The organism is Streptomyces sp. WM4235, from assembly GCF_001279725.1.
Lineage (GTDB): Bacteria > Actinomycetota > Actinomycetes > Streptomycetales > Streptomycetaceae > Streptomyces.
Genome location: NZ_LGDE01000101.1, coordinates 34,689 through 54,734, shown reverse-complemented (window position 1 = coordinate 54,734; position 20,046 = coordinate 34,689). Strand labels below are relative to the sequence as shown.

The window sequence follows — 20,046 nt, the reverse complement described above, 5'->3', positions numbered from 1 at the left end:
GAATCGCGAGTCGCCGGCCGGCGCCGCCAACCGACGGGCATCACGCCCGGGCGCGCACCGGCCGACGGCAGACCCCAGCACAGCAGAGGACACTGCAACGTAAGGGGAAGCCATGACAGCGACGACCGACGGTGGTGCGGGTTCCCGCGGCACCGAAGCGGACCACGGCACCGCGACACACATCGCGGCCGCCACCACGGGGCCGCCTGGCCCTGCACCGGCCGGGGTCCGGGAACGGCCGGGCCCCGGGACACACCCCGGCCCGACGCCGACCGGATCCGCGCCAACGACCGGATCCGCGCCAACGACCGGGTCCCCGAAGCCGGGTGGGGCCGAGGACGCACGGGAAGCCGTGGCGCGCGCCGTCCACCACCTGCTGGGCCGCCAGGATCCGGCCGGCTGGTGGAAGGGCGACCTGGAGACCAACGTCACCATGGACGCGGAGGACCTGCTGCTGCGGCAGTTCCTCGGCATCCGGGACGAGGCCACCACCCGGGCCGCGGCACTCTTCATCCGCGGCGAACAGGAGAGCGACGGCACCTGGGCCACCTTCCACGGGGGCCCGTCCGACCTCTCCGCCACCATCGAGGCGTACGTGGCCCTGCGCCTCGCGGGGGACGACCCGGACGCCCCGCACATGGCCCGCGCCTCCGCCTGGATCCGGGGCCACGGAGGCATCGCGGCCGCCCGGGTCTTCACCCGGATCTGGCTGGCGCTCTTCGGTTGGTGGAGCTGGGACCACCTCCCCGAACTCCCGCCGGAGCTGGTCTTCCTCCCGTCCTGGATGCCGCTGAACATCTACGACTTCGGCTGCTGGGCCCGCCAGACCATCGTTCCGCTCACCGTGGTATCCGCACTGCGGCCGGTGCGCCCGGCGCCGTTCGCGTTGGACGAACTGCACGCCGACGCGCGGGCGCCCTTCCCCGCGGTGAAGCTCGCCGCGTTGGCGAGTTGGGACGGGCTGTTCCAGCGGATGGACAAGGCCCTGCACGTCTACCGGCGTTTCGCACCGCGCCGGTTGCGCGAGGCGGCGATGGCCGCCGCCGGCCGGTGGATCGTCGACCGTCAGGAGAGCGACGGCTGTTGGGGCGGCATCCAGCCCCCCGCCGTGTACTCCGTGATCGCCCTGCACCTGCTCGGCCACGACCTACGGCACCCGGTGATGCGGGCGGGGCTGGAGTCCCTCGACCGGTTCGCCGTGTGGCGCGAGGACGGCGCCAGGATGATCGAGGCCTGCCAGTCACCTGTCTGGGACACCTGTCTCGCCGCCATCGCGCTGGCCGACGCGGGCGTCGCACCCGACCATCCGGCCCTCGTCAAGGCGGCCGACTGGATGCTCGGCGAGGAGATCACCCGGACCGGTGACTGGTCGGTCCGACGCCCCGGACTCGCCCCCGGTGGCTGGGCGTTCGAGTTCCACAACGACAACTACCCCGACATCGACGACACGGCCGAGGTGGTCCTGGCCCTGCGCCGGATCCGCCACCCCGAGCCCGCGCGCGTCGAGGCCGCCATCGCCCGGGGGGTGGCCTGGACGCTCGGCATGCAGTCCCGCAACGGGGCCTGGGGCGCCTTCGACGCCGACAACACCAGCCCGTACCCGAACAAGTTGCCCTTCTGCGACTTCGGCGAGGTGACCGACCCCCCGTCGGCCGACGTCACGGCCCACGTCGTGGAGATGCTCGCCGTCGAGGGGAAGTCCGCCGAGCCGCGGACCCGTCGCGGCATCGCCTGGCTGCTGGCCGAACAGGAGCCGGAGGGAGGCTGGTTCGGCCGCTGGGGCACCAACTACGTGTACGGCACCGGATCGGTGGTCCCCGCCCTGACGGCCGCCGGGATGCCCCTCTCGCACCCCGCGATCAGGCGGGCGGCGGGCTGGCTGGAGACCGTACAGAACGAGGACGGGGGCTGGGGCGAGGACCAGCGGTCCTACCACGACCCGTCATGGGCCGGGAAGGGCGCCTCCACTCCCTCGCAGACCGCCTGGGCGCTCATGGCGCTGCTGTCGGCCGGCGAGCGCGACGGCGCGGCCGTGGAGCGGGGCATCGCCTACCTGGTCCGCACCCAGGAGGAGGACGGCTCCTGGGACGAGCCGTACTTCACCGGCACCGGCTTTCCCTGGGACTTCTCCATCAACTACCACCTGTACCGGCAGGTCTTCCCGCTCACCGCCCTCGGACGCTACCTGTACGGCGAACCCTTCGGCCCCGACGGCCGGTCGGGCGGACCGACCGGGGCCCTCGCGCGGGAGGCCCGATGACCGCGGCCCGGTCGCCCCGGGCCGATCCCGCGCTGCTGGTCGCCTGCGCCCTGCGCATCGAACGCCTGGCCCTGCGCGGCGGCGGCGAACGCGGCTCGCCCGCCCCGTACACCGTCCTGCGGACCGGCATGGGCCCGCGCGCCGCCGACGCCGCCGTCGGCCGGGCGCTCGCCGGCCCGGGGATGGAGCGGGCCGCCGTGCTCGCCACCGGCTTCTGCGCCGGGCTGGTACCCGGCATGAACCCGGGCGACCTGGTCGTCGCCGAGGAGACCCGGGACTCCCGCGGCACCGTCGCCTGCGACGGCACCGCCCTGCTCGCCGAGGCACTGGCCCGGGCCGTTCCCGGCCGGACCGTGCACCTCGGCGCGTTGACCGGATCCGACCACGTGGTCCGCGGCCAGGAGCGCGCGCACCTGCGCGCCACCGGCGCCGTCGCGGTCGACATGGAATCGGCGGCCACCCTGTGGACCGCAGCCCGCGGCCCCACCGCCGAACCCGGCGCGAACCGCCCGGTTGCGGCCGTCCGGGTGATCGTGGACGCTCCGGAGCACGAGCTCGTCCGTATCGGCACGGTACGCGGAGGAATATCGGCTTTCCGCGTGTTGCGTGCCGTACTGCCCGCGTTTCATGACTGGCACCGTTCTTTGCTGCTCCCCAGGAGGTGAGCCAGATGGCCATGCCGTTGCGACAGTCCATCAGGGTCGGGACCTATCTTCTCGAACAGAAGCTCCGCAAGGTCGAGAAGTTCCCTTTGATCGTCGAACTGGAGCCGCTCTACGCCTGCAACCTGGCCTGCGAGGGGTGCGGGAAGATCCAGCACCCGGCGGGCGTCCTCAAGCAGCGCATGCCGGTCGCCCAGGCGGTCGGCGCCGTCCTGGAGTCCGGGGCGCCCATGGTCTCCATCGCCGGTGGCGAGCCCTTGATGCATCCGCAGATCGACGAGATCGTCCGTCAATTGGTGGCCAAGCGGAAGTACGTCTTCCTCTGCACCAACGCGGTGCTCCTCCGCAAGAAGATCGAGAAGTTCACCCCGTCCCCCTATTTCGCCTTCGCCGTGCACATCGACGGCCTGCGCGAGCGACACGACGAGTCGGTGGCCAAGGAAGGCGTCTTCGACGAGGCCGTGGCGGCCATCAAGGAGGCGAAGAAGCGCGGATTCCGGGTCACCACGAACTCCACCTTCTTCAACACCGACACCCCCCAGACCATCATCGAGGTGCTGAACTACCTCAATGACGACCTGGAGGTGGACGAGATGATGATCTCGCCCGCCTACGCGTACGAAAAGGCGCCCGACCAGGAACACTTCCTCGGAGTGGAACAGACCCGCGAACTCTTCAAGAAGGCCTTCGCGGGCGGAAACCGGCGCCGCTGGCGGCTCAACCACTCACCGCTCTTCCTGGACTTCCTGGAAGGCAAGGCCGATTTCCCCTGCACCGCGTGGGCCATTCCGAATTACTCCCTCTTCGGTTGGCAGCGCCCCTGCTATCTGATGAGCGACGGATACGTCCCCACGTACCGGGAGCTGATCGAGGACACCGACTGGAGCAAGTACGGCCGGGGCAAGGACCCGCGCTGCGCGAACTGCATGGCGCACTGCGGCTACGAACCCACCGCCGTCCTCGCCACCATGGGCTCCCTCAAGGAATCCCTGCGCGCGGCCCGGGAGACCATCGGCGGCAGCCGGGGCACGTCGGCATGAGCGCCGGCCACGTGGGGGAGGGCGGCCGGGGCACGGGCTTCGACCTCGGCGCCCTGCTGGCCGAACGCGGTGGAGAGCGGTACGAGCTGCACAGCCGTTACCTCAACCACCAGTTGCCCCGGATGCTGCGCACCATCGGCTTCGACAAGGTCTACGAGCGGGCCGAGGGAGCCCACTTCTTCGACGCCGAGGGCAACGACTACCTGGACATGCTCGCCGGGTTCGGGGTGATGGGGCTGGGCCGCCACCACCCCGTGGTCCGGCGCGCCCTGCACGACGTGCTGGACGCGCAGCTCGCCGACCTCACCCGCTTCGACTGCCAGCCGCTGCCCGGACTGCTCGCGGAGAAGCTGCTGTCGTACAGTCCGCACCTGGACCGGGTCTTCTTCGGCAACAGCGGCACCGAGGCGGTGGAGACGGCCCTGAAGTTCGCCCGGTACGCCACCGGGCGGCCCAGGGTCCTCTACTGCGACCACGCCTTCCACGGCCTCACCACCGGCTCGCTCTCGGTCAACGGGGAGGACGGCTTCCGGGACGGGTTCGCCCCGCTGCTGCCCGACACGAGGATCGCGCTGGGAGACCTCGCCGCGCTGGAGCGCGAACTGCGGCGGGGCGACGTGGCCGCCCTCGTCGTCGAACCGATCCAGGGCAAGGGCGTGCTGGCCGCCCCGCCCGGGTTCCTGCTCGCCGCACAGGAACTGCTGCACCGGCACAAGGCGCTGCTGATCGCGGACGAGGTGCAGACCGGCCTCGGACGTACCGGTGACTTCTACGCCTATCAGCACGAACCCGGCGTGGAACCGGACCTGGTGTGCGTCGCCAAGGCCCTGTCCGGGGGGTACGTGCCCGTCGGCGCCACCCTCGGCAAGGACTGGATCTTCAAGAAGGTCTACTCCTCGATGGACCGGGTCCTGGTGCACTCCGCCAGCTTCGGATCCAACGCACAGGCGATGGCGGCCGGACTGGCGGTGCTCTCCGTCATGGACGACGAGGCACTGGTGGCCCGCGCGCGAACGACGGGCGACCTGCTGCGCGGGCGGCTCGCCGCGCTGGTGGACGAGTACGAGCTGCTGCACGAGGTGCGCGGTCGCGGCCTGATGATCGGCATCGAGTTCGGGCGACCGTCCTCGCTGGGGCTGCGCAGCCGTTGGACGATGCTCCAGGCGGCCCGCAAGGGGCTCTTCGCGCAGATGGTCGTGGTGCCGCTGCTCCAGAAACACCGGATCCTCACCCAGGTCTCCGGGGATCATCTGGAGGTCATCAAGCTCATTCCGCCGCTGATCGTGGACGAGCGGGACGTCGACCGGTTCGTCGGCGCCTTCCGTGAGGTCATGGACGAGGCGCACGGCGGGGGCGGGCTGATGTGGGAGTTCGGCCGGACACTGGTGAAGCAGGCCGTCGGCAACCGCTGACGGCCCGCTTCCACCCGGCGGTGTCCGCCGTCGACGGAATCAGACCGGCTCTTCCAGGAGCCGGTCACGCAGCCGGTCGAGGGTCTCGGGCGTCAGCCCGAGACCCTCCGTCAGATAGCCGTCCACCCCGCCCCAGGTCTCGTCGACGACCTCGAACGCGGCGCCCAGGTACTCGGCGCGGGCGTCGAAGAGCGGGGCGAGCAGGGCCATGACCTCGGGCGAACGGGCCTCGGGCGCGTCGCTGCCGCGGCGGACCCGGTAGCGGTTGTGCGGGGCGTTCGACTCCAGGTAGTCCGCCACGATCACCTCGCGTTCCACCCCGAGCGCGAGCAGGGTGACGGCGATCGACAGGCCGGCCCGGTCCTTGCCCGCCGCGCAGTGCATCAGGGCGGGGAGGCTCTCCTCGGCGAGGGAGCGGACGACCCGACCGTGTTCGACGGTCCGGTTCCGGATGATGCCGCGGTAGGAGTTCTCCATCCGGGCGACGGCCTTTCCGTCACCCAGTACGGCATTCAGCTGGTCGAGGTCGCCGTCGCGGACCATCGTCCAGAACTCCCGACCGTCGGCGGGGTCCGAGAGGGGGATGTTCACGTTCCGGACTCCGGGCAGCTCCACGTCCTGCCCTTCCAGCGCGTGATCGGCGTCGTTGCGGAAGTCGAAGACCGTGTGCAGTCCGAGCGATACGAGGAACTGTGCATCGGTTTCGGTGGCATGTGCGAGATGTCCGCTTCGGAAGAGTCGTCCTGACCTGACCCTCCGTCCGTCGGTGGTCGTCAGCCCGCCCACGTCACGGAAGTTGCGCACTCCGGACAGTTCGGGCGTCGCGGACGGGGTTCGGGGTATCTGCCGGGTCAAGGGGGTTCCTCCGCGTCGTCGTGAGGTGTCCGAATTACACTACTTGGGAACAACTTGCCATAAGCGGCGGCGAGATCGCGCCAGGCTCCGTGAGCCAGATCATACGGTGACCGTGCGTGCCTGATCACGAAACTCGAATTGCCATGTGGCGAGGGTTGTTGATGGCTCGGAATGGACAGAGGGTGACGGGAATTTCGTCGTCCCCCCATGTCTGGGATTCCGTCAGGAAATTCATGGCTTGTTGTGTACGGCAGGACTCGATTACCTTCGCGATCGATCCGGGTGGACCGCCTAATCCTGCCGCCGCCCGGGAACCCCACCCGACTATTCACGCGCGCGGCAGGAGCGGGGGAACCAGGTAAGCCGCCGTTCCGGGCCTCGTCTCCGGGACGGCTAGGGGTGAAGCAGCGCTTCGGCCGTCGTCACCGACGCCGATGCGCGGCCGGACATCTCCAGTCCGAACCCGACAGCTCACCTCGCAGGCGTCGGAGAGGAATTCGCCATGCCCGCAAAGGGTAAGCACCGCCGTCCGAAGACCAGTTCCCTGTCCCGCGGGTTCGCCGTCGCGGGAACCGGTGGTGCGGCTCTCGCCCTGCCGCTGATCGGAGCCGCCGGTGCCCACGCGGCCGGCGCGCCCGCGGCGGCCCCCGCCGCCGCGCCCGTGTCGGCCCCGGACGCGGCGCCCGTGTCGGCCCCGCAGTCCCCGGAGTCCTTCCAGGCCCCCCAGGCCGCTCCCGTCGCCGCGAAGGCCTCCCCGACCGTCTACACCGTCGTGTCGGGCGACTACCTCTCGAAGATCGCCGCCGACCGCCGGATCTCCGGTGGCTGGGAGCGGCTGTACGCCGACAACCGGCAGGCCGTCGGCTCCGACCCCTCGATGATCCACCCCGGCCTGAAGCTGACCCTCGGCGCGGCCGCACCCGCCGCCGAGTCGGCCCCCGCCCCGGCCCGCCCGTCGCAGTCGCAGTCGCGCTCCGGCAAGGCCGCCGCCGCCCCCGCTCCGAAGTCGCCCGACCGGTCCTCCGGCGCCGCTCAGGCCGGCTCCGACGACGGCTCCGCGACCAAGACCCCCGCCAAGCGGCCCGCGGCCTCCGGCGGTCAGGGCGGTGACACCTCCGGCGACACCTCCGCGAACGCCGGTACGGGCACCGGCTTCGTCGCCCCGGTCGGCGGCGGGATCTCCACCCAGTACCGCGCCTCCGGCGCCATGTGGTCCTCCGGTTACCACACCGGCGTGGACTTCATCGCGAGCTCCGGCACCACCGTCAAGGCCGTCGGCGCGGGCACCGTCGTCTCCGCCGGATGGGGCGGCGCGTACGGCAACGAGGTCGTGATCCGGCACGCGGACGGCAAGTACTCGCAGTACGGCCACATGTCCTCGCTGTCCGTCTCGACCGGCCAGAGCGTCACGCCCGGACAGCGGATCGGGCTCTCCGGCTCCACCGGCAACTCCTCCGGCCCGCACCTCCACTTCGAGATCCGCACCGGTCCGTCCTACGGCTCGGACGTCGACCCGCTGGCCTACCTCCGCTCGAAGGGCGTCAGCATCTGACGCACGACCCGCAGGAGCACGGACACGCGTGAGGCCGGGACCCGAGGGGGTCCCGGCCTCACGCGATTCTTATTCCGCGTATGCATGGTGGGATAGATCACGGTCCGTCAACCCCTCATTACGTTGGCGTAGGTCGGCCGCGGGGGTGAAGGATGTCGAGCTGTGGCAGCGACGAAGACGACACTCAAGACCATCGGCTCGTACGCGGCGATCGGGGACAGCTTCACCGAGGGCGTGGGGGACCCGGGACCCGGGGATTCACATCTCGGCTGGGCCGACCGGCTGGCCGTACTCCTGGCCGATCGGCGCGAAGAACACGATTTCCGGTACGCCAACCTGGCCGTGCGCGGAAAGCTCCTCGACCAGATCGTGGCCGACCAGGTACCCAGGGCCAAAGCCCTCGCGCCGGACCTGGTCACCTTCTGTGCGGGCGGCAACGACATCATCCGGCCGGGCAGCGACCCGGACGCCACGGCTGAGCGATTCGAGGCGGCCGTGGCCGACCTCGTGGGCTCCGTCGGGCAGGTCATGATCACGACCGGATTCGACACCCGGGGCGTACCGGTCCTGCGGTACATGCGGGGCAAGATCGCCACGTACAACGCACACGTGCGGGCCGTGGCGGACAAGTACGACTGCCCGGTCCTCGACCTGTGGTCCCTGAAGTCCGTACAGGACCGACGGGCCTGGGACGGCGACCGACTGCACCTCTCGCCCGAGGGCCACACCCGCGTCGCGCTGCGCGCCGCGCAGGTGCTCGGCCTGGACGTGCCGACCGACCCGGACCAGCCGTGGCCGCCGGAGCGACCGCGCGGATCGGTGGACGTGACGCGGGACAACATCCAGTGGGCGCGCGAGCACCTGGTCCCCTGGATCGGCCGAAGGCTGCGCGGGGAGTCCTCCGGGGACCACGTCGAGGCCAAGCGCCCCGACCTGCTGCCCCTGTAGGACCAGGGCTGGAGGACCAGGCCCGTGGGAACCGAGCCTGTAGGACCGAGGGGGATCCGCCGGCCGGGTCGCGGGAGGGCGGGCCCGGGGAGCCGGTCGGTGCCGAGCGGAATCCTTCGGGGTCGGTGCGCGTTGGGATGGTCGTAGACGTACGACCGTCCCGCCCCGATCCACCCTGGAGGCGCCTTGACCGGCTCCCGTCCCCTGCGTCCCCGGCTGCGCGCCCTGCGGCCCGAAGCCTTCGGCGCGGATCCGTCAGGCGCGCGCCTGGAGCGGATCCGCCGCTCGCCGAACTTCGCCGACGGCGTCTTCCAGAACCCGGTCGGCGCCCGGACCAGGCCCTCCGGCTCGATGGCGGAGTTCGCCAAGATCTACTTCCACAAGGAACAGCGGATCAGGCGAAGCCCCTCCGGCGCCGTCCCGGTCTATCCGACGACCCTCGCCGAACTGGCGAAGCCGCCGCTCAGCGGGTTGCGCCTGACCTGGATGGGGCACTCCAGCGTGCTCGCCGAGATCGACGGCCGCAGGGTGCTCTTCGATCCGGTGTGGGGCGAGCGGTGCTCCCCCTTCCCCTTCGCCGGACCCAAGCGGCTGCACCCCGTGCCCGTACCGCTGGCCTCCCTGGGCGAGGTGGACGTGGTCGTGATCTCGCACGACCACTACGACCACCTCGACCTTCCGACGATCAAGGCCCTGGCCGGTCGGGACATCGTCTTCGCCGTCCCGCTGGGCGTCGGAGCCCACCTGGAGCGCTGGGGAGTCCCCGCCGACCGGATCCGCGAGCTCGACTGGAACGAGACCACCGAGGTCGCCGGGCTCTCGCTGACGGCCACCCCGGCCCGGCACTTCTGCGGTCGGGGGCTGCGCAACCAGCAGTTCACCCTGTGGGCCTCCTGGGTCGTCGCGGGGGAGCGGCACCGGATCTACCACAGCGGTGACACCGGCTACTTCCCCGGCTTCAAGGAGATCGGCGCGACGCACGGTCCCTTCGACGCCACGATGATCCAGATCGGCGCGTACTCCGAGTACTGGAGCGAGATCCACATGACGCCGCAGGAGGGCATGCAGGCCCACCTGGACCTCCAGGGCGGCATCCCGCACGGCACGATGCTGCCCATCCACTGGGGCACGTTCAACCTGGCCCTGCACCCCTGGGACGAACCCGGCGAGGGCACGGTGACCGCCTCCCGGGAGACCGGCTCCGCCATCGCCCTGCCGGTACCGGGCCAGCCGTTCGAACCGGGCGCCTCCGACGCGCCGGTCGAACCGTGGTGGCGGCCCTTCGTCGCCGCCGAACCCGCCCCCGCCCCCGCGACGACGGCCGCGCCGGCGGCCCCCGCGCGAACCGCGTCGGCCCCGGCCGTCACCGGCCGGGAGGAGTCGGAGGCCGTCGGGTCGTAGCTCTTTCGCCACCCGGGGCCCGGGGCGGCCCCGGTCCTCGCCGGGAGCGCGGGCGCGCGCTCGGACGGCGTACGCCCCGTCCTGCCCGGGCGTATGCGCTCCCGGCGGATTCGGGCTGTCGTACGAGCGCTCCGTCGCAAGCGGGAAGCACCCCCGCCAAGTTCCCCGACTGACGGTCCCGGGCGGGAGAGTGCGGTCTAGCGTGGGTATCCGGTGATCAACGCCGGGCCTCGGCACATCCGGGGGCCCGGGCCCCACGTACCGAGGACGCCGATGTCCGGACTTCGCGCCGCCCGCCACTCCCCGTCGAGACACGCCGCCACCGGTCCCGGCCGGCAGATACGCCCCCAGATGCTCCGCGCCACCGTCCTGCCCACCCTCGCCGCGGGACTCAGCGGCGCGGCCGCGGTGATCTTCACGCTCCAGCTCGGCGGAGGCGCCGGCGACCGGGACGTTCGTCTGTGGCCGGTCCTCGGCGGCTGCGCCCTGCTCGTGGTCGGTGCCCTCGCCGCGGCCCTGCTGGGCGGGCAACGCGCGGCGAAAGCCGTCCGCGACCGATGCGAGGCCCTGCGCCGCTCCAGCGTGCGCGGCCGGCAGGAACTGCGGACGGCCGCCGAACGGCTGGAACGGGGCGAGGCCGCGGCCCGCCCGGTACGCGGCGGACCGAGCGGGCCGCCGCCGCACACCGACCCGGCGGGGGTGGACGAGTTCTGGCTGCTCTCCCAGGAGCTCCGGGGCGCCCGGGAACAGGCGCACACGACCCTCGTCCGGCTGGCCGGCCCGGTCACCCCGTCCGACAGCGACCGCAAGGTCGAGGTCTTCGTCAACCTCGCGCGCCGCCTCCAGTCCCTGGTGCACCGCGAGATCGCCCTCCTCGACGACCTGGAGGACACCGTCGAGGACCCCGACCTGCTCAAGGAGCTCTTCCACGTCGATCACCTCGCCACCCGGATCCGCCGCCACGCCGAGAACCTCGCCGTGCTCGGCGGCGCCCCCTCCCGGCGCCAGTGGACCCGCCCCATCGATCTGGGCGAGGTGCTGCGCTCCTCCGTCGCGGAGGTCGAGCAGTACACGCGGGTGAAGGTGGTGCCCCCGGCGGGCGGCACCGTCCGGGGGCACGCCGTCGCGGACGTGGTGCACCTGCTGGCCGAACTCGTCGAGAACGCCACCGTCTTCTCCGCCCCCGACACCGACGTGACGGTGCGCGCCGAGCGCGTGACCGCCGGGGTCGCGGTCGAGGTGGAGGACCGGGGACTGGGCATGCCGGTCGAGGAACAGCACCGGATGAACGCCTTGCTGGGCGATCCCGACCAGGTCAACGTCCGGCACCTGCTGGCGGACGGTCGGATCGGCCTGTTCGTGGTCGCGGCGCTGGCCCGGCGGCACGGGATCGCCGTCGAGCTCAAGTCCAACATCTACGGCGGGGTGCTCGCCGTGCTCGTGTTGCCGCAGGAGCTGTTGGGCGCGCAGGCCCCGAGCGCCGCCGACGTGCTGGGGGGCGGCTCCCGGGCCGGCTCATGGGGATCCGGCGACATGGACCCGATGTTGCCGCCGGCGCCCGTACGGGTGTCCGCCCAGCCGTACCCGTCCGAGAGCCTCGCGTCCGAGGGCCAGGGGGCCGAGAGGTACGCGTCCGAGGGCCACCGGTCCGAGTCCGTCGGCCCGCGTCCGGCCGTGTCGACGTGGGACCCGTCCCTGCCGGGGTACTCGGCTCCTCCCGTCCCAGCGGGCGATCCTGAACCGACGCGGGCGGAGTTCGTGCCGACCGGGGTCGTGTCGACGGGGGCGGTGCCGCCCGAGTACGCGGCCGAGGCCGCCGGGGTGTTCCTCGGCACGGTCGTCCCCGCCACCGGGATCGGCGCGGACACGGATCCGCCGCCACTGCCCCGACGCCACGCCCGCCCCCATCCCGTCCCCGAGCCCGGCGAGGCCGCCGGCCCCGGTCGTGCGCCCGATGCCGAACCGCCCGTTCACGACCCCGGGTTGATGGCGGCCTTCCAGCGGGGCTTCGGTCTCGCCCGATCGGAGGGGCCCGCATGACCGCGATCCCCACCCCTCGCACCACCCCCACCCCACACCTCGGCAAGGAGCACACCCCCATGGGCGGCGAAGTGGCGACGAAGACAGTCAGGCTCTCCGATCTCGACTGGCTGCTCAGCGGGCTGGTCCAGCGGGTGCCGTACACCCGCGGCGCCGTCCTGCTCACCGCGGACGGACTCGTCACCTGCGCGTACGGACTGGACGCCGACGACGCCGACCACATGGCGGCGCTGGCCTGCGGGATCTACTCCCTCGGGCGCGGGGCAGGTGCCCGGTTCGCGGGCGGCGCGGAGGTCCGGCAGGTGGTGGTCGAACTGGACACGGCCCTCGTCTTCGTGTCGGCAGCCGGCTCCGGAACCTGTCTGGCGGTGCTCGCGGACGGGGAGGCCGACGCCGGGGTCCTCGGCTACGAGATGGCGATGATGGTCAAGAGCGTCCGTCCGTACCTGTCGGCGACGCCGAGGCGGCCCGTCGCCGCCGACGCGGAGCGATGAGGACCCGCATCGGGGGGACGCTGATCGGGGGGACGCGCACCATCGGCGCGGGACGGGACACCCCGTGGCTCGACGACACGGCGGGCCGGGTGACGCGCCCGTACACCGCGAGCGGCGGGCGGACCCGACCGGCCGTCGCACTCGATCTGCTCTCGCTGGTGACGGCGACCGGCGTACGCCCGCGTGCGCCGCTCGGACCAGAACACACCCTCGTCCTGCGCCTGTGCGCGGGCGTGGCGGCGGTCACGGTCGCCGAGATGGCGGGACACCTGCGGCTCCCGACGGCGGTGGTGAAGGTACTGCTCGGCGACCTGCTCGAACACGGGGCCGTCACGGCGCAGGCGCCGCGGCACCTGGACGGCGCCGCACTGATCGCCGACGACCAGACCCTGCTGCGGGCGGTCCTCGAAGGACTGCACCGCTGCCTGTGACGACCGACCCGGCCCCGCCCGCTCCGCCGTCAGGCGGTCACGGCCGGGGCCGGGTCGGGCAGCGCCACCCGCGCCGCCCGACCCATCACGCTCTCGGATCCGGGGGAACCGCATGACCCTGTACGCATCGACCGGCCGGCCGCTCCTCACCCCCGTGGACCGGGAGGCGCCCGCGCGCACCCCGCGCCTGCGTGAACTGGGCCTGGGGGAAAGGGCGGACCGGGAACTGGACGCCTTCGCGCAACGCGTCGCCGAGACACTGGAGACGCCCTACGCGGGCGTCAACTTCATGGGGGAGGAGCGGCAGTTCTTCGCCGGACTGCACCGCAGGCCCGACGCCCCGCGGCGCGGCTATCCGGCGCGCTCCCTGCCCCGGGACCACGGGTACTGCCCGCACGTGGTCGTCCGGCGGCGGGCGCTGGCCCTGGAGGACGTACGGGACTTCGCACGCTTCGCCGGGAACGCCGTCGTGGACGGCAGCGGCGTACGGTCCTACCTGGGAGCCCCGTTGACGGACCGTCGGGGGTTCGTCCTGGGGACGGTGTGCGCCGTGGACCTGGTGCCGAGAGGCTGGGGACTGGAGGGACTGGCGACGCTGAAGGGCCTCGCGGCGGAACTGATCGAGCTGGTGCACACGCGCGAGGACCGACAAGGCACCCCCTAGGCTCCCGGCCTCAGGCGCGGGGGTCGAGGAAGGCCGCGATCCGCTTCCGCAGTCCGGCGGGATCCAGCCCGTGCGCCGAGGTGTGTTCGTCGATGGTGCCGTAGCGGCGGAGTTCGGCCCGCGAGACGCCGAGGCCCAGGACGCGGTGGGGGAGATCGGCGAGGGCGTCGTTGGCGGCGGCCGTGGACGTGCCGGCCAGGTACGGCTCGACGAGCACGACGTCGGCCGGCCCGGAGCCGACGGCCGCGCGCAGCGCCGCGTCGTCGAAGGGCCGCACGGTCGTCGCGTAGAGGACCGTGACGTCCATGTCCCGCGTCGCGGCCAACACGTTGTCCAACAGCGGTCCGACGGCGAGCACCACGCCGCCGCTGCCCTGGCGCACCGTCTGGAAGCCCAGGCCGGAGAAGGGGCGCGACCGGCTGTTCTCCTGTGCGGAGAGCCGGACGTACACCCGGTCGTCGCCGGCGGCGTAGGCGTGGCGCAGGAGTGCCTCGGCCTCGTCGGGATGGCCGGGCACGTGGATCGTCCAGCCTTCGAGCGTGTCCATCAGGGCGACATCGCCCGGTGACATGTGGGTGAAGCCGCCGGCGGGCCAGTCGTAGCTCGCACTCGCGCTGACCAGCACACCACCGGTGCCCTGATGCCCGAAGTCCAACTTGACCTGCTCGAACGGCCGCTCCACGAGGAAACTCGCGAAAGTGTGCATGATCGGGCGCATCCCGGTGAGGGCCAAACCTCCACCGACGCCCACGAGCAACTGCTCACGGATCCCCACGTTGACGACCCGGTCCGGGTGACGTACCCGGGCCGGACGGAATCCGTCCATGGTGATCTCGGCGAGTACGAGGGCCAGCCGGGGATCCTCGTCGAGCAGCCGTGACGTGACCGCGATGAACCGTTCCCGCATGGTGTCCATGTTCTTCCCTGCCCCTTGGTTTCTGCTTCTCACAGGACGTCCGATCCGGATGTCTGGTCAGAACTTCTTCTCGACGCGTGCGACGACGGCATGCGGTCGACCCGGATGCGGCAGGGTGAAGGCCGCGTGCAGGGCCTCGTGGTCCCGTCCGTCGACGGTGACCGCCGACCAACCCGCCGCCTCGAAGCGAGAGGCGATCCCGCCCGGCCATCCGTGGGTCGCGGAGTCGTTGTCGATCACCACCGTGTGCAGCCGGTCCAGGCCGGCCGAACCCGCGTGGGCGAGCGCCTCGTGGTTGCTGCCCTCATCGAGCTCGGCGTCCCCGATCAGCACCCAGACCGCCTGTTCGTCCAAGCCCTGCGCCCGCAGCCCGAGCGCGCTGCCGACCGCCAGGGGCAGGCCGTGCCCGAGCGAACCGCTGCCGATCTCCACGCCCGGAATCAGGGTGCGGTCCGGGTGGTGGCCGAGTGGAGAGTCGTACGAGCCGAACCCGCTCAGCCACTCGACGGGGAAGAACCCCTTGGCGGCGAGCACCGCGTAGTAGGCCATGGGTCCGTGTCCCTTGGAGAGCAGGAACCGGTCCCGCTCGGGATCCCGGGCGGATGCGGGCCCCACCCGCAACACCCGGTCGTAGAGCACCCACAACACGTCGAGCGTGGACGTGGCGGCGGGTCCGTGCTTCTCTGCCCCGGTCATGAGGGCGATGAGCCGGCCCAGGTCTTCGTGGCGGAGCCCGGTGTCCGCGGTTGCCTGTGTCATGCGTCCAACCGTGCAACCTCAAGTCGACTTGAGGTCAAGCGGTCGTCACGGCAACCGTCCTGCCGGCTGTCGGGCGTCCGTGCGGCGTCCGGGGGTCGGGCCCGGGGGTCGGTCCGTGGATCGGGTCCGGGAAAGGTGCGCGCGACCACCCTCCGAAGTGCGGTATTGTTCTCGTGCCAGTTCAACCAGGGGAAACCCCCAGGTCAGCGGGCATCGGGACGTGGCGCAGCTTGGTAGCGCACTTGACTGGGGGTCAAGGGGTCGCAGGTTCAAATCCTGTCGTCCCGACTAGAGGTTCGCCTCGTGGTCGTAGATCAGAGCCCTGCCTCACTTCGGTGAGGCAGGGCTCTTGTCGTTCCCTGGGGGTGGCGTCACATTTCGACGGCGCAGGGCGGCGAGGGCTCCTCGACTTCGTCCGGACTCGCATTCAAGCGGGCGAATGCATGGGCGCGTTACATGCATTTGCGTTCGGGGGAGGGGAGGATAGGTCTTCCCGCTTCGGCGCACTAGCCGACGTAGTGTCCCATAGGGCAATGGGTTTCTTCTGGATCCATGGAGCGATTGCATGTCGGGCATATTTTGACGCGACCCGAACTCGTCCCATGGAGCACGCCAAAGAACTCCTTGAGTGATCGGCCTGCTTTTCGTTGGGCCTTGGGTATGGTTTCAAAAGGACTTCGCTTCACCGGTGCACTGTCGACTTCTGGCGGAGGAGGCCTCTTGCCGAGGAGCAGGTCCCTGAGTCCCATTTCTTCCTCCTGGAGTCGCCGTAAGGGCGCCAAGCGTCGAATGGCTACCGGCGAATGCTTGGTCATACCCGGGGTTGTGACCCCATGGGCAAATCCATCACGATGCCAAGTTCGCCTTCGCCCTTTGCGTCCCGCTCATCACCTGGTTCGCTCCCCTCCCTTCCACAGGGTGCAGTGGGGAGCCTTCTCTCCGCCTCGGAAGTCGTCGGGATCTTCGTTCGTGACGATGACCGTGTCGAGCTTCTTCTTGTCGATGCCTTCGGGCCAGCAAGTGTGCCCGTCCACCTTCGCTCCCTTGAACGAGGTTTTATCGCCGTTGACAACTGCGAGGGTGAGATTGGCGCTCCTCAGATCGGCCCTGTCGAGGTTGGTGCCTATCAGGCTTGCTTCGTAGAGGTTGGCCCCGATCAGGTTCGCGCCCTGCAGATCGGCGCCCTCGAAGTGAGATCGCTCCAGGTATGTATCCTGAAATTGACCGTTCTGTACTTTGACCCCCCTGAAATCCGCGTTGTGCATCAGCTTGCCGCTGAAATTGATCCCCTCGATATTGCGATTGCCGGGGGTGAACCCTGGCATGGCCTCGACGATTTCAACGTTCGCGCGCCACGTCGCATACTTCTGGCTCTCCTCGATCTGCTTGTCCAGAAAGAGAGCCGACACTCCGATCGCGATGCCGGTAATCAACCCGCCCCCGATGCCGGCCAGCACTTCAATCCTGGGTTCACGCTCCGGCTCCCTGACGGCCATACGCCAAGCAAAGACCGCACCCGCCGCGCCGAGAATACCGAGCAGAATCAGAAATCCGAGCAGAGCCCACGCTATGCCAGGCATGAGGTCATCCCCAATACGATGGATCGGGCGAAAACGCCTCACTTCCTCTGTACCCCTGCTCCCGAGAGATCGCAAGCGCTACGCCCCGAGTGGAGCGATTGTTGAATCTTCCTGGTTTACCCACGTGCCGGGGAATGGTTGAAGACGGCAGTTAATTTGCTGTCATCCCGAGCCGGGCCCAGTGAACAGAATGGGGATTCGGTGCCGCGCTTCGCGGAACTGTGGCGGGCTGTCCAGAATGGATCCGGGGTGCCACACCACCCCGCGGGTGGGCCTGGGGTAGGCGCTGCCCGTCCGAGGGTGCCTGGTGGCCTCGCGTGATGATCGGCATGCGGCAGGGCCCTGGTGCGCGCCCACCACTCACGGTCATCGGCCGGTAACGGCAACGCTCAACGGCTGATGGTCCCTTCGTCCCGCCCGAGGGGCCGCGTGTGCCGGTCATCGGTACGCCATGGGTGGGGGTGATGACGGGCGACGGGCGAGGCGCTCGCCACATTCGAGCCACCTGCCATCGGTGATGTGTACCAGCTCCGTTAACATGTTCGAGCAGACAATGATCACAGGTCTTATTTATATAAATCGGCTGAAAATTGATATCTAGGGTGTCGCGATCCGTTTCGCGAAGAGGTGACGGAATCGGGTTCGCCGGGTGGCGTCGGCCGCGGGTCCTGTTGTGGACCGCGGTGAGTGTGATCGCCCTCGGTTTCCTCGTGGCGCTGGAGATCGCCGCGCGCCACTACGGCGTGCCCGGTCCGGTGACCGTTCAGGCGCGCGAGGTGATCTTCGCGCCCCAGTCGGGGACAGTGCTGTACGCCAGCATGACCTTGATGCTGGTGGTGCTCACCTGGCGGCAACGGTTCATCGCGGTCGGCACGGCGATCGGCATCGACCTGGTGTTCTGGCTCGTGCGGTGGCTGGTCGGCGCCCACATGATGTTCGGCAACGGTGCGCTGTGGGTGACCCTCGGCTGCGCCGTCATCGCCGTCACGCGCCGCACGGGTCGCGAGCGTGCCCTGCTGCTCAAGGGCGTCGGGCTGGCCCTGCTGCTCGTGGCCGGTCGCAAGACCGGGTACACCTGGCTGCTGATCACGTCCAAGACCCGCCCGATGGTCCTCGACCAGTACGTGGCGACCGCCGATCACGCGCTGGGCAACCCGTCCTGGGTCGTGGGCCGTCTGGTCGAGGCCACCGGCGCGGTCGGCGCCCACGTCCTCGACTGGGTCTACATCCAGCTCGCGGTCGCCGCGGTCGCCGTCGCCCTGTACCAACTGCGCAACGTGCGGATCGAGCGGCGCTTCCCGAGCCACCACCTGGTGCGCACGTTCCTGGTCATCGGCCTGCTCGGGCCGGGCATATACATGATCTTCCCCGTGGTCGGGCCCATCTTCGCCTACGGCGCCGACGGCGGTCAGTGGGCGTTGGCCGACCTGTGGCCGAACACCCCGCCGCCGCTGGGCGTCCCGCAGGAGATGCCCTTCGACGAGTTCACCCCGCGCAATTGCATGCCCAGCCTGCACACGGCATGGGCCACCGCGATCTTCATTCATTCCCGCAAGGCCCCGCGGGCCCTGCGGTTCGCGGGCACGTTCTGGCTGATCGCGACGCTCGGCGCCACGCTGGGCTTCGGTTACCACTACGGCGCGGACATCATCGCCGGCGTGGTGTTCACGCTCACGATCGAGGCGGGGCTGCGTTCGCTCGCCCGCGGCTGGGACCGGTCCGGAGCCCTCCTGGTCGCCCACGGTGGCGCGGTGTTCGTCGCGCTCCTGGTGTCGTACCGCTACCTGTCGACGGAGATGGCCGGACACCCCTGGGTGTTCGGACCGTTGCTCCTCCTCGCGACGGGCTCGGTGATCTACGCCTACGTGCGCACCACCAGGTCGTGGGAACGGACGACCCCGTCGGCGCGCATCCCGGAACAGCGACGCGAACCCCAGCCCGAACTGGTCTGACGCGTCTCGGGGCGGCTCTGCCGATGCCCGGGGCCGCGTCCGGATCCCGCCGCGCTCCCGGCCGCCGCGCGTGCCGGTTCAGGACGCCGGTTCGGGCCGCCGGCCCAGGTACCGGTTCAGGTACCGGTTCAGGTACCGGTTCGGGCCGTGGCGAGGCCGCCGGGCAGGGGTTCCCGCCGCGCCCACCAGGTCTCGGGGACGCCGGCGGTACCGGTGCGCGCGGCGACCGTGCCGCCGCTGATCGCGCAGTTGGTGTCGATGTCGCCGAGACCCTCCGCGGTGGTCCACAGCGCGTCGAGGAGGCTGTCCAGGTGCCGGGCCGCGGACCACAGGGCGAAGGGCACCGTGTCGCTCGCGCGGATCAATCGGCCGTTGCCGAGCACGTCGGCGGCCTCGGCCGGTGCGGTGCCGGCGGGCAGCCCGGCGGCTCGGCGCAGGCCCGCCGCCACCTGACCGGCGGGTGTGAGCGCGGCCACCTCGCGGAGGAAGGTCGACGCCTCGGGAGCGGGCCGGTCCCGGCCGCGCGCGGCCAGGGCGGCGGCCACGGCCACCGCCACGGCGCCCGCGATGGCCTCCGGGTGGGCGTGGGTGACCTCGGCCGACAGGACGGCCTGATCCATCACCTCGTCCAGGTCCTCGTGGAACCATGCGCCCAGGGGCGCCACCCGCATCGCCGCGCCGTTGCCGAGGCTGCCCTGACCGTTGAAGAGGTTCCTCGCCTCGGTGCGCCAACTCTCCGGCCGTTTCGCGAGTTCCGGGAGGAGTCGGCGCATGCCGTTGCCGTAGCCGCGGTGGGCGTCGGCCACGTAGGCCGCGCCGAACGCCTCCGCCAACCGGTCCTGCCGCACCGTGCCGTGCTCCCTCAGGACCCGCAGCACCGACACCGCCATCGCCGTGTCGTCGGTCCAGCGCCAGGTCGGCTCCTGTGGAGTGCGTCGCGCCCGGATTCCCTCGATCGCCGAATCGCCGGGTCGGAACCACGGAAACCACAGTTCCCCGAAGGCGTCACCGAGGGCCAGGCCGTCGAGGGCGTCACGAGCGGCGTCCGCGGGTGTCGTCATGACGTGCATGCTGCCGGTA

At 70.9% G+C, this 20,046-nt stretch carries 17 protein-coding genes, 1 tRNA gene and 1 riboswitch; of the genes, 13 read left to right on the top strand and 5 right to left on the bottom strand.

The features are described 5' to 3' along the window. The first annotated feature begins 112 nt into the window (after nucleotides 1-112). The 4 genes from shc to ADK55_RS10270 are packed head-to-tail and all read left to right on the top strand — an operon-like array spanning nucleotide 113 to nucleotide 5,374. Nucleotides 113-2,260 carry a squalene--hopene cyclase gene (shc, locus tag ADK55_RS10285; RefSeq protein ID WP_078998738.1) on the top strand — a complete coding sequence of 716 codons (2,148 nt, stop codon included), beginning with the start codon at nucleotides 113-115 and terminating at the stop codon, nucleotides 2,258-2,260. Continuing rightward, a complete protein-coding gene (locus tag ADK55_RS10280; protein WP_053677235.1) occupies nucleotides 2,257-2,925 on the top strand; it encodes a 1-hydroxy-2-methyl-2-butenyl 4-diphosphate reductase in 669 nt (222 codons plus the stop codon). Before shc ends, ADK55_RS10280 begins: the two co-directional genes overlap by 4 nt. Before the next feature lie 5 nt (nucleotides 2,926-2,930). Beyond that, complete coding sequence (hpnH, locus tag ADK55_RS10275; protein WP_053677232.1) at nucleotides 2,931-3,962, top strand: adenosyl-hopene transferase HpnH; 1,032 nt, start codon at nucleotides 2,931-2,933, stop codon at nucleotides 3,960-3,962. Further along, on the top strand, nucleotides 3,959-5,374 hold the full coding sequence (locus ADK55_RS10270; RefSeq protein WP_053677230.1) for an aspartate aminotransferase family protein: 1,416 nt from the start codon (nucleotides 3,959-3,961) through the stop codon (nucleotides 5,372-5,374). Before hpnH ends, ADK55_RS10270 begins: the two co-directional genes overlap by 4 nt. A gap of 39 nt (nucleotides 5,375-5,413) precedes the next feature. Here ADK55_RS10270 and ADK55_RS10265 read toward each other — a convergent pair whose 3' ends face one another. Further along, nucleotides 5,414-6,229 (bottom strand): tyrosine-protein phosphatase, encoded by an 816-nt coding sequence (locus ADK55_RS10265; protein ID WP_053677228.1) that lies wholly within the window; start codon nucleotides 6,227-6,229, stop codon nucleotides 5,414-5,416. Between the two features lie 311 nt (nucleotides 6,230-6,540). Then, nucleotides 6,541-6,727: riboswitch (cyclic di-AMP (ydaO/yuaA leader) on the top strand. Nucleotides 6,728-6,731: 4 nt separating this feature from the next. Here ADK55_RS10265 and ADK55_RS10260 point away from each other — a divergent pair. From ADK55_RS10260 to ADK55_RS10230, 7 genes are all read left to right on the top strand, one after another. Further along, on the top strand, nucleotides 6,732-7,781 hold the full coding sequence (locus tag ADK55_RS10260) for a M23 family metallopeptidase (protein ID WP_053677226.1): 1,050 nt from the start codon (nucleotides 6,732-6,734) through the stop codon (nucleotides 7,779-7,781). 162 nt (nucleotides 7,782-7,943) lie between these two features. After that, nucleotides 7,944-8,729, top strand: a complete 786-nt coding sequence (locus ADK55_RS10255; protein ID WP_053677224.1) for an SGNH/GDSL hydrolase family protein — start codon at nucleotides 7,944-7,946, stop codon at nucleotides 8,727-8,729. Between the two features lie 186 nt (nucleotides 8,730-8,915). Beyond that, nucleotides 8,916-10,130: an MBL fold metallo-hydrolase gene (locus ADK55_RS10250; RefSeq protein ID WP_053677221.1), complete on the top strand. Its 1,215-nt coding sequence runs from the start codon at nucleotides 8,916-8,918 to the stop codon at nucleotides 10,128-10,130. Between the two features lie 273 nt (nucleotides 10,131-10,403). After that, nucleotides 10,404-12,170, top strand: a complete 1,767-nt coding sequence (locus tag ADK55_RS10245) for a sensor histidine kinase (RefSeq protein ID WP_063839495.1) — start codon at nucleotides 10,404-10,406, stop codon at nucleotides 12,168-12,170. A gap of 59 nt (nucleotides 12,171-12,229) precedes the next feature. Next, entirely contained in the window at nucleotides 12,230-12,664 is a 435-nt protein-coding gene (locus tag ADK55_RS10240; RefSeq protein WP_053677308.1) for a roadblock/LC7 domain-containing protein, read from the top strand. Then, the gene (locus tag ADK55_RS10235; RefSeq protein WP_420713613.1) at nucleotides 12,661-13,095 is read left to right on the top strand and encodes a DUF742 domain-containing protein; all 435 of its coding nucleotides are present in this window, start codon (nucleotides 12,661-12,663) and stop codon (nucleotides 13,093-13,095) included. Before ADK55_RS10240 ends, ADK55_RS10235 begins: the two co-directional genes overlap by 4 nt. A 112-nt stretch (nucleotides 13,096-13,207) precedes the next feature. After that, a complete protein-coding gene (locus tag ADK55_RS10230; protein ID WP_053677219.1) occupies nucleotides 13,208-13,759 on the top strand; it encodes a GAF domain-containing protein in 552 nt (183 codons plus the stop codon). A 10-nt stretch (nucleotides 13,760-13,769) separates the two neighbouring features. Here the strand turns inward: ADK55_RS10230 and ADK55_RS10225 are convergent, their stop codons facing one another. Both ADK55_RS10225 and ADK55_RS10220 read right to left on the bottom strand, forming a co-directional pair. After that, nucleotides 13,770-14,675 (bottom strand): transketolase family protein, encoded by a 906-nt coding sequence (locus ADK55_RS10225; protein WP_053677218.1) that lies wholly within the window; start codon nucleotides 14,673-14,675, stop codon nucleotides 13,770-13,772. A gap of 57 nt (nucleotides 14,676-14,732) precedes the next feature. After that, nucleotides 14,733-15,434 (bottom strand): thiamine pyrophosphate-dependent enzyme, encoded by a 702-nt coding sequence (locus ADK55_RS10220; RefSeq protein WP_053677216.1) that lies wholly within the window; start codon nucleotides 15,432-15,434, stop codon nucleotides 14,733-14,735. A 214-nt stretch (nucleotides 15,435-15,648) separates the two neighbouring features. Here ADK55_RS10220 and ADK55_RS10215 point away from each other — a divergent pair. Further along, nucleotides 15,649-15,722, top strand: a tRNA-Pro gene (locus ADK55_RS10215). Between the two features lie 599 nt (nucleotides 15,723-16,321). On the opposite strand, the gene ADK55_RS10210 is transcribed toward ADK55_RS10215, so the two are convergent. Further along, complete coding sequence (locus tag ADK55_RS10210; RefSeq protein ID WP_053677214.1) at nucleotides 16,322-17,014, bottom strand: pentapeptide repeat-containing protein; 693 nt, start codon at nucleotides 17,012-17,014, stop codon at nucleotides 16,322-16,324. A 635-nt stretch (nucleotides 17,015-17,649) separates the two neighbouring features. Here ADK55_RS10210 and ADK55_RS10205 point away from each other — a divergent pair. Further along, nucleotides 17,650-18,966: a phosphatase PAP2 family protein gene (locus tag ADK55_RS10205; protein ID WP_386936568.1), complete on the top strand. Its 1,317-nt coding sequence runs from the start codon at nucleotides 17,650-17,652 to the stop codon at nucleotides 18,964-18,966. A gap of 128 nt (nucleotides 18,967-19,094) precedes the next feature. On the opposite strand, the gene ADK55_RS10200 is transcribed toward ADK55_RS10205, so the two are convergent. Continuing rightward, nucleotides 19,095-20,027: an ADP-ribosylglycohydrolase family protein gene (locus tag ADK55_RS10200; RefSeq protein WP_053677304.1), complete on the bottom strand. Its 933-nt coding sequence runs from the start codon at nucleotides 20,025-20,027 to the stop codon at nucleotides 19,095-19,097. Between the last annotated feature and the right edge of the window lie 19 nt (nucleotides 20,028-20,046).

Bases quoted from the DNA above. Each gene is read 5' to 3' on its own strand.
- shc (WP_078998738.1), top strand. From the start codon at position 113: ATGACAGCGACGACCGACGGTGGTGCGGGTTCCCGCGGCACCGAAGCG.
- ADK55_RS10280 (WP_053677235.1), top strand. From the start codon at position 2,257: ATGACCGCGGCCCGGTCGCCCCGGGCCGATCCCGCGCTGCTGGTCGCC.
- hpnH (WP_053677232.1), top strand. From the start codon at position 2,931: ATGGCCATGCCGTTGCGACAGTCCATCAGGGTCGGGACCTATCTTCTC.
- ADK55_RS10270 (WP_053677230.1), top strand. From the start codon at position 3,959: ATGAGCGCCGGCCACGTGGGGGAGGGCGGCCGGGGCACGGGCTTCGAC.
- ADK55_RS10260 (WP_053677226.1), top strand. From the start codon at position 6,732: ATGCCCGCAAAGGGTAAGCACCGCCGTCCGAAGACCAGTTCCCTGTCC.
- ADK55_RS10245 (WP_063839495.1), top strand. From the start codon at position 10,404: ATGTCCGGACTTCGCGCCGCCCGCCACTCCCCGTCGAGACACGCCGCC.
- ADK55_RS10240 (WP_053677308.1), top strand. From the start codon at position 12,230: ATGGGCGGCGAAGTGGCGACGAAGACAGTCAGGCTCTCCGATCTCGAC.
- ADK55_RS10235 (WP_420713613.1), top strand. From the start codon at position 12,661: ATGAGGACCCGCATCGGGGGGACGCTGATCGGGGGGACGCGCACCATC.
- ADK55_RS10230 (WP_053677219.1), top strand. From the start codon at position 13,208: ATGACCCTGTACGCATCGACCGGCCGGCCGCTCCTCACCCCCGTGGAC.
- ADK55_RS10225 (WP_053677218.1), bottom strand. From the start codon at position 14,675: ATGGACACCATGCGGGAACGGTTCATCGCGGTCACGTCACGGCTGCTC.
- ADK55_RS10220 (WP_053677216.1), bottom strand. From the start codon at position 15,434: ATGACACAGGCAACCGCGGACACCGGGCTCCGCCACGAAGACCTGGGC.
- ADK55_RS10210 (WP_053677214.1), bottom strand. From the start codon at position 17,014: ATGCCTGGCATAGCGTGGGCTCTGCTCGGATTTCTGATTCTGCTCGGT.
- ADK55_RS10200 (WP_053677304.1), bottom strand. From the start codon at position 20,027: ATGACGACACCCGCGGACGCCGCTCGTGACGCCCTCGACGGCCTGGCC.